Raw genomic sequence first — 13,472 nt, forward strand, 5'->3', positions numbered from 1 at the left:
CCGCTGTTAGGATTACACTTCTAGGGAAAAGTGCCGACTCGCTAAGTGGTGTTGTCCTACGGGGTAGTCATGGATATTCAGATAATTGCACGCGATGGCGAACCCGAATACGCGGTTCTGCCGTGGGCTCAATATCAGGCTTTACTGAAAGCAGCAGGGATCAACGCAACACCGGTGCAGCAGCCAGCAGCGCCGCTCGCCGCCTCGCCGGAGCCGATTCTTCCGGGTCTGGATCAATTACGCAGTTTGCGCGAAGGGAAGGGCATCGCCATCGAGGCGCTGGCCCGCACGGTAGGTATCAGCCCGTCTTATCTGGCCATGATCGAAAGTGGTGAGCGTCAGCCCGACGCCGCGATTCGCCGCAGCCTGGCCTGGGAACTGACGGTGCCGGGTTGGAGGGACGAATCGTGAGCGTACGAATCAGCCGTCAACATTGGGACGGATTGCTGGGGGAACTGGACCAGGCGCGTCGTCAGCGCCATCTTCTCACTTATCGAGCCTTGCTTGAGCGTTTGCAGCTGCCGACGCCGGCGATGCAGACACTGACGGCTGCGCTGGAGCATCTGGCCGCACTGGACGCCAAAGCCGAGCAACCGTTGCGCAGTTCGCTGGTCATCAGTCAGGGCGCCAGTCGTTTGCCGCGTACCGGGTTCTTTGAATGTGTCGAGCGTCTGGGGCGCTTTTCCGGGCCGTCAGATGGCGTTGCGGCGGCGTCCTGGCATGCGTCGGAAGTGGTGCGCGTCTTCGAATACGAATACCCGGAATCGGCGGAGGCCTGAGTGTTTCTGCGCCTCAAGGCGCGGGCCGGTTACTGGCTGGCCCGCAGGTTGTTTCATTGGTCGTGGTTCGTTCGCCAGCCGCGTGGTTGGCGCTGGCTCGAAGGCCAGTTTGCACGCATGGCCAACCTCGGCGATGTCGGTGCGCAAAGCTTTTATGGGCACATTCTGACTTTTCGCGGCGTCGGGTTAGGCGCGCGTGAAGAAGGCGTGCGTCTGCTGCGTCTGGCGGCGTTGGCCGGCGACGGTAAAGCCGCTTATCAAGTCGGTGTGATCAGCCTCGCCGGTACGCCGAGCAAGGCGCCGGATCCCGTTGAGGCCGCTCGTTGGTGGAGCATGGCTGCCAAAGCCGGCCACCCGTTGGCCGAGCTTAAGCTGCAACAGCTGATGGCTGGTGATTCAACGCAGTAATTCCATGTATGTCTTTTAAATAAAAGCGGTGTGAGAGGTTACTCACGCCGCGTTTACGTTTTTGCCTGCACGTTTTTCGCTGGATGTTGGATTGCAGATTAGTCCTACATCCTTTGCCTACTCGCCTGACTTCTTTCCTTTCTGATCCCCCGCACAGTTCCCGCGACTAATTTCTTGCGCGAGGGACCGCTCATGCTTCAGCCCGTTTTTCAGCCTACCTTGTCTGCCTGCGTGTGTTGATGGAAGCCATCGCGCGCATCGAGCAGGAACTCGACAGCTTTCCGCAAACGCTCAGCCTCTACCGCAAACAGCTTGATCACTGGCTCAGTCGCAGGGTGGACCAGATCAGCGAGGCAGCAGACCTGCCATCGCTGGTGGGCATGGAGCGGATCATCCGCTTCGGCGATAGCCGCACGGCGGTCAGTAGCAGCGACGAGGAGTTTTCTTCCAGCGTTGTCCAGTGCCCGCAGGGCGGGCTCATGCAGATCGAGAGCAAGTTCGAATCGGTCTACGACATCCCGCTGGGCAACATTTCCGTCGATGTGGTCGACGTGGATAGCGGCAAAACCAGCCCGGTCACCCTTGATCAGCAGGGCAAGGCTGAATTCAGAGGCGAAGAGGGCAAGTTCTACCGCGTTCTGGTCCACAGCGCTGTCACCTCCAGTCAAGTCGACGAGCTGTTCAAATCCTACAACGGTTTGACCGGCGAACTGAAACGCTGGCTGCGTAGCGAGTGGCAGGGTTTCAAGCCGCAGTGGTCACAGTCGGTGGCGACCGCAGCCAGCAACGGCATGCTCGCCGGCAGTTGGGCGGCCATCGAGGGGGTATGGGACAGCCTCGGACTGCTCTCGGAAATTCTCCAGGACCCCGGCAAGTTTGCCGAGCGTTTGGGCAGTGGCGCGGCTGAGCTGATCGAGCTGGCACAGACCGCGCCAAATCTCATGGAAAAGCTGCAGTTGCTGGTCAGTGACGAAGCGGCGATGTGCTTGCTGCTGCGGTCGGCAAGCCTGTGGCTGGACATGCTGCCGCCCAGCGAGATTGCCGGCAAATCTGCTGAAGTGGCGTCGATGATGATCGTGCAACTGATCATCGATGTGTTGATCAGCGTGGTGCTGACGTTTGTCGGAGCGGGGGCGGGGATCGCTTATCTGACGCTGCGTCTGGCTGACCGTGCAACGCAGCTGTTCAACGTCGCCAAGCGTCTGGTCAAGGCGCTGTTCAGCATCGTCAGCGCCTTCATTGAATACGTCGACCGCTACAAAGCCGTTGCCGCGCGCGGCATCGCCGCCGGGGTGAAAAAGGGCCGGATGCAATTGCGCTGGGATGCCCAGCGCAACGCCATGTTGAAGAAAGACGAACAGCACGACGACGTCCCCGACCAGGCAAAAAACCCCAACGGCGACGCCGCCGATTGCGTCCCCAATACCTGCAAAAACGGCTGTCCGGTGTCGATGGTCACCGGCGAGGAACTGCTGACCCTGACCGACGCGGTGCTCGATGGCGTGCTGCCCTTCGAGTTCACCCGCTTGTACCGCAGCAGCGCGGTCGAGATCGACATCGGCCTGGGTTTTGGCTGGAGCCACACGCTGGCCCATCGCCTGTCCTTCGACGGCGATGGCGTGATCTGGATCGACCACGAAAACCGCCGCACTCGTTTTCCCCTGCCCAACGTCGCGCGTCCGGCGATTCACAACAGCCTGTCGCGGGCGGCGATCTTTCTCGGTGATGAACCGGAAGAACTGATCCTCGCCCTGGCCGGGGAAAACGCGCGCTTCTACCACTTTCGCGCCGGCCGGCTGACCGCAATCAGCGATGTCTACGGCAATCGTCTGACCCTGCAACGTGATCGCTCCGACCGCATTCAGCGTCTGGACAACGGCGCCGGCCGCTCATTGCTGTTGCGTTATGACCGCGCGCAGCTGGTGGCGATTGATTATCAGGTGTTCGTCCAGGGCGAGTGGACCACCGAGCAAAACCTTGCCACCTACAGCTTCGATGCCCGGCAACGCCTGCTGACCGCGACCAACGCGGTCGGCGACAGCGAACGCTACGACTACGACGACCATCACGTCATCCTCNGGTCTTGGGTTCACCCATGTCGCCGAGGATTTCCTGATAGGCGCCGACCAGGAACACGCCCAGCAGGTAATCTTCGCCTTCATTCAACGCGTGCACCGGCAGGCTCAGCTGGTGGCGATCGATTATCAGGTGTTCGTCCAGGGCGAGTGGACCACCGAGCAAAAACCTYGCCACCTACAGCTTCGATGCCCGGCAACGCCTGCTGACCGCGACCAACGCGGTCGGCGACAGCGAACGCTACGACTACGACGACCATCACGTCATCCTCCAGCGCCAGCTGACCGGCGGCGCGAGCTTCTTCTGGGAGTGGCAGCGCGAGGGCAAAGCGGCGCGCTGCGTGAGGCACTGGGCGTCGTTCTCGCAGATGAACACCCGTTACGTCTGGAACGATGACGACGCCAGCGTGACCGTGCATTACGTCGACGGCGGCGCGCTGCGTGAGGCACTGGGCGTCGTTCTCGCAGATGAACACCCGTTACGTCTGGAACGATGACGACGCCAGCGTGACCGTGCATTACGTCGACGGTACCGAAGAAGTCTACGTCCACGACGAGCGCGCACGGCTGGTGCGGCAGGTCGCGGCCGATGGTGGCGAGCAGCTCAAGGCCTATGACCAGCAGGGCCGGTTGATCGCCGAGCAGGATGCGTTGGGCGCGGTTACCGAATACCGCTACGACGAGGTCGGACGGCTGATCGCGCTGATTCCGCCGGACGATGCACCAACGTCCTACGAGTACCGCAACGGTTTTCTCTACAAGCGTTGCCGTGGTGATGCGGTGTGGATCTACCGGCGCAACGCTGAAGGCGCCGTCACCGAAGCGGTCGATCCCGACGGCCAGGTCACCCATTACTACTACAACCTGCGCGGCCAATTGCTGTCGCTGCGCTATCCGGACAGCAGCCGCCACCGCTGGGTGTGGAACGAGCTCGGCCAGCTCATCGAAGAAACCCTGCCGGACGGCGGCGTGCGGCGTTTTTCCTACGATGCGCTGGGCCGGCGGATTACCACCCAGGACGAATTTGGTGTTGTCAGTCGTCAGCAGTGGGACGCGGCCGGCCGACTGATCCTGACGNTTTTCCTACGATGCGCTGGGCCGGCGGATTACCACCCAGGACGAATTTGGTGTTGTCAGTCGTCAGCAGTGGGACGCGGCCGGCCGACTGATCCTGACGACTTCTCCTACGGGCAGCACGCGCGCCTACAGCTACGGCGCCTACGGCCAGATCACCGCTGAGCGCGATGAACTCGGGCGCATTACCCGCTACGAATATGACGATGATTTGCACCTGGTCTCGCGACGGATCAATCCCGACGGCACCCGCGTGCAGTACCGCTACGACCATGCGCGGTTGCTGCTGACCGAAATTGAAAACGANTGATTTGCACCTGGTCTCGCGACGGATCAATCCCGACGGCACCCGCGTGCAGTACCGCTACGACCATGCGCGGTTGCTGCTGACCGAAATTGAAAACGAGTCAGGGGAAAAATACTGCCTGGATTACACGCCGACCGGATTGATCCGACAGGAAACCGGGTTTGATGGGCGGCGCACGGCGTATGCCTACGACCTCAACGGGCACCTGCTGGAGAAGACCGAGTTTGGCGAGCAGGGTTTATCGCTGGTCACCCACTACCAGCGCGATAAGGCCGGGCGCTTGCGGGNTATGCCTACGACCTCAACGGGCACCTGCTGGAGAAGACCGAGTTTGGCGAGCAGGGTTTATCGCTGGTCACCCACTACCAGCGCGATAAGGCCGGGCGCTTGCGGGTCAAAACCCTGCCCGATGGGCTCAAAGTCCGCTACGACTACGATCGCCTCGGTCGGTTGATCGGTGTCGAGGACGGGCAAAACCATCCGCTGGCCTTCGAGTACGACCGTCAGGATCGGCTGATCACCGAGCATCAGGGCTGGGGCACCTTGCGCTACGCCTATGACGCCTGCGGTCAGCTCAAACGCCTGCGTCTGCCGGACAACAGCAAGCTCGATTATCACTACACCAAGGGCGGTGCGCTGTCAGCCATCGACCTTAATGGCACGCCGCTCACGCGCCACGTCTACCAGTCCGGTCGCGAACAGCAACGCCAGCAAGGTTTGCTGCTCAGCGAATATTCTTACGCCATCGACCTTAATGGCACGCCGCTCACGCGCCACGTCTACCAGTCCGGTCGCGAACAGCAACGCCAGCAAGGTTTGCTGCTCAGCGAATATTCTTACGACGATCAGGGCCGCTTGCTTGCCCACGCTGTAGGTCATCGCCACGCTTCGCTGTACCGCCGCGATTATGCCTACAGCGCCAACGGCAATCTCGAGCACATTGCCGACAGCCGCCACGGCCAGCGCACTTATGGCTACGACGCCCTCGACCGGTTGATCCGCGTACGTCACTCACGCGACGAGCTGCCCGAATCCTTCGCCCACGACCCGGCCGGCAACCTGCTGATGCAGGATCGTCCCGGCCCTGCGCAGATCAAGGGCAATCGCCTGCTGATGCAGGGCGACCGTCATTACGACTACGACGCCTTCGGCAACCTGATCCGCGAACGCCGNCGTCCCGGCCCTGCGCAGATCAAGGGCAATCGCCTGCTGATGCAGGGCGACCGTCATTACGACTACGACGCCTTCGGCAACCTGATCCGCGAACGCCGWGGCCACGGCCAGACCCTGGTCACCGAATACCGCTACGACTGCCAGCACCGCCTGATCGGCCTGACCCGCCCCGACGGCCAGACCGCCACTTATCACTACGACGCCTTCGGCCGGCGCATCCGCAAAACAATCGACGGCGCCGTCACCGAATTCTTCTGGCAAGGCGAACACCTCGTCGCCGAAAGCAGCGCCACGCAATACCGCAGCTTCCTCTACGAACCCGGCACCTTCCGCCCACTGGCGATGCTCGACGGCAAAGGCCCGAAAAAAGCCTGCCCGTTCTACTACCAACTCGACCACCTCGGCACCCCGCAGGAACTCACCGACTACAGCGGCGAAATCGAAAAAAGCCTGCCCGTTCTACTACCAACTCGACCACCTCGGCACCCCGCAGGAACTCACCGACTACAGCGGCGAAATCGTCTGGTCCGCGCAATACGACGCCTACGGCAAAGTCGCCGCCGTCACCCTCGCCGGCGAAGACTATCTGGACCAACCGCTGCGTTTTCAGGGGCAGTACTTCGATGTTGAAAGTGGCCTGCATTACAACCGACATCGGTATTACGACCCGAGATTGGGAAGGTATCTAACCCCGGATCCGGTGAAGCTCGCGGGTGGGTTGAATCAGTACCAGTACGTGCCGAATCCGACGGGGTGGGTTGATCCGTTGGGGTTGAGTTGCATTTGTCCACCGTCAGCGCCGCGACGTCCTATGCGGTACGAGGCTGGTCGCGTGGTCGTCGAAGAGGGAGCGCCCCCGCTGCCAAAGATGACGGCGCAGGAACGACGGGCGAGGATTGATGAAGTGGCTGAGGAGAATGCGAAACGGCGTGTGAGTGAGTATGAAGAACTTTATGACATGCACACTGTGAAAAAACATAGTTCGGAAATTACTGGCCCGGCTCTCAAGCAGCGAGCGATAAATGGCGCGGATCCTCATACTGGCGAGGTTCCTAAAAATGCCAAAGGTAATCCAAGCTCTCAGTTTCATAGTTGGCGTATGCATCTGGGGGCCTTGAATAAAGCGATGACGAAGGATGAAAACAGATTGATTAAACATACAGGGAAGGATCAAAAGAAAAATCCTATAGTTCGATTGGAACTGCCTGGAGCTGGGCGCGGCTACAGGCCTAATAAAAAAGATGCACAAAATCCTCGGCTGAATGAGGATATGAATTGGTTTGAGGTTAAGTTCGACAAAGACAATACACAGAAGCCTTTTACGGGCTTCCCGTCGGAGGGCAAATGATGCTTAAAGACCCATTTTTAAATGAGCCTTTTGAACCTGATTTGATGTGGTTCGTTGGTGTATTTGATGTTTATGATAGAGAGGAAACCAAGGGTGTGGAGCTCGAGATATATGATCCGAATGATCGAGCTGATAGAAGCGTGCTAATAACGAAATATTGCTTAAATCAGCCCTATCTCTCCTTTAGGCATAAACTGGTTCTCATTGAAAATCTGGAAGCAGTGCTTAAGGATTCAAGCTTCGATTTTCAAGCTGTATTCGAAATTGATGAATGCGAGACAAACAGTTGGCCGCGTGAGGAATGGTACTCATTAGAAAATCCCCGTTGCTTTTTTCAAGATGTCTTTCGACTGGCGCAGGAAATTTGGAAAGAGGATCTATTGATGGCAACTAATGAGGATAGATCAACTTGGTAAACTAAAAGCCAAGTTGACGTTGGTCCGTAAGCTATGACGGAAGTAGCTCGGCAGCGACGAAACTATCAATCACGTACACACTAAACCCCACAACCCCCTTCGCATGATGCTTAGCCTGCGAAGCCATCTCCGCAAGCTGGCTGGCATCAAGCGTTGCACAAGCTTCAGGTCGCAAATGCACCACCCCAATCGATAACGACAACAACGCAAATTCTTGCCGCACACCCTGTCGGTTTGGCGCTACAAAACAACCGGCTTCCAGATGCTCGGGCCGATAGAACCGGCGGCATTGGCTTTGGAAATCGTCGAGCAGTTGGTTGAGGCGTTTGCGCCAGTCTTCGGGGCCGAGGACGAGGAGGAAGTCGTCGCCGCCGATGTGGCCGACGAAGTCGCGGGTGGGGTCGATGCGTTCGTTGAGGCATTGGGCGAGGCAGAGCAGGACTTCGTCGCCGCGACCGTAGCCGTAGATGTCGTTGAAGGGTTTGAAGCTGTCAATGTCGACGTAGCAGATGATCGATTCGCGGGCCTGTTGCAGCAGGCGGGTGAGGCACTGCTGGATCGGTACGTTGCCCGGCAGCAGGGTGAGGGGATTGGCGTAGCGCGCCTGCTGGATTTTCAGTTCGGTGATCAGTTTCAGCACGTCGATCACTCGGCCGAGGCCTAGATAACCGCCGTTGAGGGTGATGATGAAGTCTTCTTCGATGCGCTGGCGGGCGCGGCTGGTGATCAGGCGGCTGACTTGCTGCAGCGACTGGCTGATTTCCACGGCGAGGAAATCATCGTTCATCAGGCGGCTGATCGGTTTACGTGCAAACAAGTCCGTGGCAAACGGTTTGAGCAGTGCGTCGGACAGGGAATGGCGATGGACGATGCCACAAGGCTGGCCTTGTTCGTCGAGCACCGCGAGCGAATTGAGGTTGGCCTGGCGGCGAAAGGCTTCCAGTACCGTCGCGGTGGGCGTATCGCGTTGCACGGCGGGCTGGTCGTTGAGCAGGGCGCTGAGGTCGCTGCCTTCGTCATTCAGTGCGACGGCGCTGCTGTCGTGTTTGGGCATCATCGCGCGAGCGTCGCGGGACGGATGTTCCTGAGGGCGGCCGAGCAGGTAGCCCTGCACCAGGTCGACGCCCATTTCAGTCAGCACCGCGAGTTCTTCCGGTAGCTCGATGCCCTCGGCGATGACTTGCGCGCGCGAGGCTTTGGCAATTTGCAGAATCGAACCGACAAACTCTCTTTTCAACGCATCCTGATGAATGCCATCAATGAAGTGCCGGTCGATCTTCACGTAATCCGGACGCAATTCCGACCACAGGCGCAGGCTCGAATACCCTGCGCCCAAGTCGTCCAGCGCAATGGAAAAACCCATCGCCCGGTAGTGATGCAGGGCGGTTTGCAGCAACTGGAAGTCATCGATTGGCGTCTGCTCGGTGAGCTCGATGACCACTTGGCTCGGCGCAATGCCCAAGTCCTGCAGCAGTTGCAACGTACGCCCGGGTTGGTGCGCGGCTTCGAGCAAGGATTCTGGAGACACGTTAAGGAACAGCTTGCCCGGCAGTTGCTGCTCATTGAACCGTCGGCAGGCGCTTTGTCGGCAGGCGATTTCCAGTTCACTCAATCGACCAGCCTGTCGCGCCACGGCGAACAGGGCAATCGGAGAGTGAAGAGGGCTGTTGGACGGGCCACGGGTGAGGGCTTCGTAACCGAGAATGCGGCGTTCGGAAAGACAGATGATCGGCTGGAACAGGCTGTGTAAACCGCTTTGAGTCAGGATCGAGCTCAAGGCGCTCAGCTGTTCGGTTGTGGTCATGGCAGTCTCTGGCGATAAAAAAAGGACCGGGAGCGCTTGCTCCCGGTCCTTTATTGCACGACAGAATGATGACTGTTTGATGACGATCCGGGGATCGTCATCACTAAATTGCCATCACTTACTTCTTGGCCACCTGATTGCTCAGTTTCAGGTAATCCAGCAGCACGCGCCCGGTTTCGCTCAGGTAGGCATCGTCTTCTGGTTTGACCTTGTCCGGCTCGGCAGCGGCCAGTGCGTCTTCGTCTTCTTTCTTCAGCTCTTTGAGCGGTTCTTCGCCTTTGGCCTTGCGACGGATGTTCTCCATCGCCAGTTGCTTGGCGTCGATGTCGGCGTGCTGGGCACGACGATCGGCTTCGTTGAGGCTGACAGTTTTTTCTTCCATCAGTTTCTGCGCCAGGGCCAGCTTGTCGCGGATGAACACGAACTCGGCATCCTTGTTGGTGCGCGAGTCATGTTCGGACTTCAACTGGGCGAGGAACGGCTTGAACGGATCGGCCGCCGGCTTGATCGCCGCGCGAATGGTGTCCCACGGCATGGCTTCCGGCAGGGCACTTTCGCCGATTTCCTTGGTGTCGATCAGCGACGGGTAGTCGATGTCCGGCAGTACGCCCTGATGCTGGGTGCTCTGCCCGGAGACACGGTAGAACTTGGCCAGGGTCAGTTTCAGTTCGCCGTGGTTCAGCGGCTGAATGGTTTGCACAGTGCCCTTGCCGAAGGTCTGGCCACCGATGATCAGCGCACGGTGGTAGTCCTGCATGGCGCCGGCGAAGATCTCCGAAGCCGAAGCGGACAGACGGTTGACCAGCAGCGCCATCGGGCCTTTGTAGAACGCGCCCGGGTTTTCGTCCTCGAGGACGTCGACACGGCCATCGGCATTACGCACCAGCACGGTCGGACCTTTGTCGATGAACAGGCTGGTCAGCTCGGTGGCTTCCTGCAGGGAGCCGCCGCCGTTGTTGCGCAGGTCGATGACCACGCCGTCGACTTTGTCCTTCTGCAACTCGGTGAGCAGCTTCTTGACGTCGCGAGTGGTGCTCTTGTAGTCCGGATCGCCGGCACGGAATGCCTTGAAGTCGAGGTAGAAGGCCGGGATCTCGATCACGCCAAGTTTGTAGTCCTTGCCGTCCTGTTTCAGGCTGAGGATCGACTTCTTCACGGCCTGATCTTCGAGCTTCACCGCTTCACGGGTGATCGGCACGATCTTGGTGGTTTGGTCGTTCGGCGCATTGCTCGCCGGAATGACTTCCAGACGCACCACGGTGCCTTTAGGACCGCGAATCAATTTGACCACTTCGTCCAGACGCCAGCCGACCACGTCGACCATTTCCTTGTTGCCCTGGGCGACGCCGATGATCTTGTCGGCCGGAGCGACTTGCTTGGTCTTGTCCGCCGGGCCTGCCGGCACCAGACGCACGACCTTCACTTGATCGTTGTCGCTCTGCAACACGGCACCGATGCCCTCGAGGGACAGGCTCATGTTGATGTCGAAGTTTTCCGCGTTATCCGGCGACAGATAGTTGGTGTGCGGGTCGTAGGACATGGCGAAGGTGTTGATGTACGCCTGGAAAATGTCTTCGGCACGGGTCTGGTCGAGGCGCGCCAGCTGATTCTTGTAGCGCTTGGTCAGGGTTTCCTGGATCTGCTTCGGCTCTTTGCCGGCGATCTTCTGGCGCAGCACTTCGTCCTTGACGCGTTTGCGCCAGAGGTCGTCGAGTTCTGCGGTGGACTTGAGCCAAGGCGCGTCCTTGCGATCGATCAGCAAGGTCTCCTTGGTGTTGAAGTCCATCTTGTCGACGCCTTTGTTCAGCTCGGCAAGGGCGAAGTCCAGACGCGCCTTGACGCGGTCCAGATAGCGCTTGTAGATGGTGAACCCGGCGTTGAGGTCGCCGCTTTTGAGGAAGTCGTCGAACTGGGTCTTCCACTTGTCGAATTCGGCGATGTCGCTGGCCATGAAATAGCTGCGCGACGGGTCGAGCAGCTTGATGTAGCTGTCGTAGATGATCACCGAGCGCGCATCATCGAGCGGCGGCTTGCTGTAGTGGTGACGCTTGAGCAACTCGACGACGTTCAGGCTGGCGATGACTTCATCGCGATCAGGCTGCAACTTGTCCCAGCTGTTGGCTGCGAATGTGGTGCCCGACACCGGCAACAGGCCGATACCGATGAAAAGAGCGAGGGCGGTGCTGGGGAGCAGATGCTTCATGCTGATTCGACGCGGGGACAATTGATAACGCATATTAGGCCGTCTTTGAAGTCGCCGGTTCTTTGAGAGCCGGTCGCATAATGCAAAAAGCCCGGCGCTACAGCTTCGGGCTCAGTCCAGACTCACTATGGAGGCAGTGTGAAGGCATTGCAAGGCGTTGAAGGTCAAGTGGCATGGGTTGAAGAGCCGAGTCCGACGTGCGATGTAGGACAAGTCCGCATCCGGGTGGCGGCAGCCGGCCTCAATCGCGCCGATTTATTACAGAAAGCAGGGCTTTATCCGCCACCACCCGGGGCCAGCCAAGTGCTTGGTCTTGAGTGCTCCGGGGTGATCAGCGAGGTCGGCGCGGGCTCGTCCTGGCAAGTCGGTGACCGGGTCTGCGCCTTGCTGGCCGGGGGCGGCATGGCCGAAGAGGTGGTCGTCGACGGACGGCATGTGCTGCCCGTGCCCGAAGGTGTTTCGCTGATCGAGGCGGCGGCATTGCCCGAGGTGTACGCCACCGTCTGGCTGAATGTGTTTCAACTTGCAGCGCTGAAACCCGGTGAGAAAATTCTCCTGCACGCCGGCGCAAGTGGAATCGGTTCAGCCGCCATTCAGCTGTGCAAAGCCTTCGGCAACCCGTGCTGGGTCAGCGTCGGTTCCGCCGAACGCCTGGCTTACTGCGAAGCGTTGGGTGCGCAGGGCGGCGTGGTGCGCACCGATGAAATTGAAAGCCTGCGCGACTTCGGGCCGTTCGATGTGATTCTCGACCCGGTGGGCGGCAATTATGCGGCGCTGAACCTCAAGCTGATGGCGCTGGACGGACGTTGGGTGCTGATCGGTTTGATGGGCGGGCGCGAGGCGAAACTGGATCTGGCGCAGGTGTTGGCCAAGCGTGTGCAACTGCTCGGCTCGACGTTGCGCAGCCGTAGCGATCAATTCAAGGCCGATCTGCTCAGTGATCTGGGCCAGCATGTGTGGCCGCTGTTTGCCGAGGGCCGCTTGCGTCCGCAATTGGCCAGAGCCTTTGCGGTGAAGGATGCCGAAGCAGCGTTTGCCGAACTGGCGAGCAATACGGTGGCGGGCAAGTTGGTGCTGGTGATCAATGAGGGTTTGAGCTGACAGCAAAGCAAGGTCAAAAGATCGCAGCCTTCGGCAGCTCCTACAGAGGCACGCATTCCAAAAGTAGGAGCTGCCGAAGGCTGCGATCTTTTGCTTTTATTTCCAGAAGTGGATCGGCCAGCCGGATTTTTCCGCGTGCTCGAGTAGCACCGGATCCGGATTGACCACGTGTGGAAAATCCACTTTCAACAGCAGCGGCAAGTCATTGCGCGAATCGGAATAGAAACTCGCGCCCTCTAGGTTTTCTTCTTCGGCGTCCAGCCATTCCAGCAGGCGAGTGATCTTGCCTTCGCGGTAGGTCAACGTGCCCACGGTATGGCCGCTGTAAACGCCGTGCGCGACTTCCAGTTCAATCCCTAGAATCTCGTCGATGCCGAGTCGATCGGCAATCGGTCTGACCAGGTGCGTGCCCGACGCCGAGATCACCAGAATCCGGTCGCCGGCCTTGCGGTGCGCGGCGATGGTTTTGGTCGCGTCGCTGAAGATGATCGGTTCGATAAAGTCTTCAACCCACGGCCCGACCAGGTGCTCGACTTCTTCTGGCGTACGGCCGATCAGCGGTTCGAGGCTGAACGCCATGTAATCTTCCATGCGTAATTTGCCATGGCTGTAGGCGTCCATCAGTTCGTTGTTCTTGCGCATGAACGACTCGGGATCGACCCAGCCCAGGCGCCCCATCTGCTCGCTCCAGAGGGTGGCGCAGTCGCCGTGGATCAACGTTTCGTCCAGATCAAAAATTGCCAGGGCCATCAGTGCAGTTCTCTCTTCAACGTCAGCAAAGTCA

Annotated in this window: 9 protein-coding genes and 6 pseudogenes; 11 read left to right on the forward strand and 4 right to left on the reverse strand. The window is 59.4% G+C overall.

The window, feature by feature from the left end:
• The first annotated feature begins 69 nt into the window (after window positions 1-69).
• The 4 genes from ASG55_RS04605 to ASG55_RS04620 all read left to right on the forward strand — a co-directional run.
• Window positions 70-411 carry a helix-turn-helix domain-containing protein gene (locus tag ASG55_RS04605; RefSeq protein ID WP_056783977.1) on the forward strand — a complete coding sequence of 114 codons (342 nt, stop codon included), beginning with the start codon at window positions 70-72 and terminating at the stop codon, window positions 409-411.
• A complete protein-coding gene (locus ASG55_RS04610) occupies window positions 408-779 on the forward strand; it encodes a hypothetical protein (protein WP_003223109.1) in 372 nt (123 codons plus the stop codon). Before ASG55_RS04605 ends, ASG55_RS04610 begins: the two co-directional genes overlap by 4 nt.
• Window positions 780-1,187 (forward strand): sel1 repeat family protein, encoded by a 408-nt coding sequence (locus tag ASG55_RS04615; protein WP_056783981.1) that lies wholly within the window; start codon window positions 780-782, stop codon window positions 1,185-1,187.
• Between the two features lie 239 nt (window positions 1,188-1,426).
• Window positions 1,427-3,265: DUF6531 domain-containing protein (locus ASG55_RS04620; RefSeq protein WP_236708152.1), on the forward strand; the 1,839-nt coding region annotated here is incomplete at its 3' end.
• A gap of 1 nt (window position 3,266) precedes the next feature.
• Here ASG55_RS04620 and ASG55_RS27090 read toward each other — a convergent pair.
• Window positions 3,267-3,377: pseudogene (locus ASG55_RS27090) on the reverse strand (hypothetical protein); the annotation flags it as partial.
• A gap of 94 nt (window positions 3,378-3,471) precedes the next feature.
• Between ASG55_RS27090 and ASG55_RS26745 the strand changes: the two are divergent.
• From ASG55_RS26745 to ASG55_RS04640, 6 genes and pseudogenes are all read left to right on the forward strand, one after another.
• Window positions 3,472-4,339: pseudogene (locus ASG55_RS26745) on the forward strand (hypothetical protein); the annotation flags it as partial.
• Between the two features lies 1 nt (window position 4,340).
• Window positions 4,341-4,642, forward strand: a pseudogene (locus tag ASG55_RS27095) (hypothetical protein); the annotation flags it as partial.
• Window position 4,643: 1 nt separating this feature from the next.
• Window positions 4,644-4,930: pseudogene (locus ASG55_RS27100) on the forward strand (hypothetical protein); the annotation flags it as partial.
• Between the two features lies 1 nt (window position 4,931).
• Window positions 4,932-5,815: pseudogene (locus ASG55_RS27105) on the forward strand (RHS repeat domain-containing protein); the annotation flags it as partial.
• An 82-nt stretch (window positions 5,816-5,897) separates the two neighbouring features.
• Window positions 5,898-7,164 (forward strand): annotated as a pseudogene (locus tag ASG55_RS27580) (RHS repeat domain-containing protein); the annotation flags it as partial.
• The gene (locus ASG55_RS04640; protein ID WP_056783991.1) at window positions 7,161-7,580 is read left to right on the forward strand and encodes a hypothetical protein; all 420 of its coding nucleotides are present in this window, start codon (window positions 7,161-7,163) and stop codon (window positions 7,578-7,580) included. The pseudogene ASG55_RS27580 and the gene ASG55_RS04640, both read left to right, overlap by 4 nt.
• Window positions 7,581-7,611: 31 nt before the next feature.
• Here the strand turns inward: ASG55_RS04640 and ASG55_RS04645 are convergent, their stop codons facing one another.
• Both ASG55_RS04645 and ASG55_RS04650 read right to left on the reverse strand, forming a co-directional pair.
• Window positions 7,612-9,384, reverse strand: a complete 1,773-nt coding sequence (locus ASG55_RS04645; RefSeq protein ID WP_056783993.1) for a bifunctional diguanylate cyclase/phosphodiesterase — start codon at window positions 9,382-9,384, stop codon at window positions 7,612-7,614.
• A 118-nt stretch (window positions 9,385-9,502) separates the two neighbouring features.
• Window positions 9,503-11,587 (reverse strand): carboxy terminal-processing peptidase, encoded by a 2,085-nt coding sequence (locus tag ASG55_RS04650; RefSeq protein ID WP_162245411.1) that lies wholly within the window; start codon window positions 11,585-11,587, stop codon window positions 9,503-9,505.
• A 138-nt stretch (window positions 11,588-11,725) separates the two neighbouring features.
• Between ASG55_RS04650 and ASG55_RS04655 the strand changes: the two genes are divergently transcribed.
• The gene (locus tag ASG55_RS04655; protein WP_056783996.1) at window positions 11,726-12,688 is read left to right on the forward strand and encodes a zinc-binding dehydrogenase; all 963 of its coding nucleotides are present in this window, start codon (window positions 11,726-11,728) and stop codon (window positions 12,686-12,688) included.
• A gap of 96 nt (window positions 12,689-12,784) precedes the next feature.
• Here the strand turns inward: ASG55_RS04655 and ASG55_RS04660 are convergent, their stop codons facing one another.
• The gene (locus ASG55_RS04660; protein ID WP_056783998.1) at window positions 12,785-13,438 is read right to left on the reverse strand and encodes an HAD family hydrolase; all 654 of its coding nucleotides are present in this window, start codon (window positions 13,436-13,438) and stop codon (window positions 12,785-12,787) included.
• Between the last annotated feature and the right edge of the window lie 34 nt (window positions 13,439-13,472).

It is taken from the genome of Pseudomonas sp. Leaf434 (assembly GCF_001425545.1).
Lineage (GTDB): Bacteria > Pseudomonadota > Gammaproteobacteria > Pseudomonadales > Pseudomonadaceae > Aquipseudomonas > Aquipseudomonas siliginis.

Bases quoted from the DNA above. Each gene is read 5' to 3' on its own strand.
- ASG55_RS04645 (WP_056783993.1), bottom strand. From the start codon at position 9,384: ATGACCACAACCGAACAGCTGAGCGCCTTGAGCTCGATCCTGACTCAA.
- ASG55_RS04650 (WP_162245411.1), bottom strand. From the start codon at position 11,587: ATGAAGCATCTGCTCCCCAGCACCGCCCTCGCTCTTTTCATCGGTATC.
- ASG55_RS04640 (WP_056783991.1), top strand. From the start codon at position 7,161: ATGATGCTTAAAGACCCATTTTTAAATGAGCCTTTTGAACCTGATTTG.
- ASG55_RS04660 (WP_056783998.1), bottom strand. From the start codon at position 13,438: ATGGCCCTGGCAATTTTTGATCTGGACGAAACGTTGATCCACGGCGAC.
- ASG55_RS04605 (WP_056783977.1), top strand. From the start codon at position 70: ATGGATATTCAGATAATTGCACGCGATGGCGAACCCGAATACGCGGTT.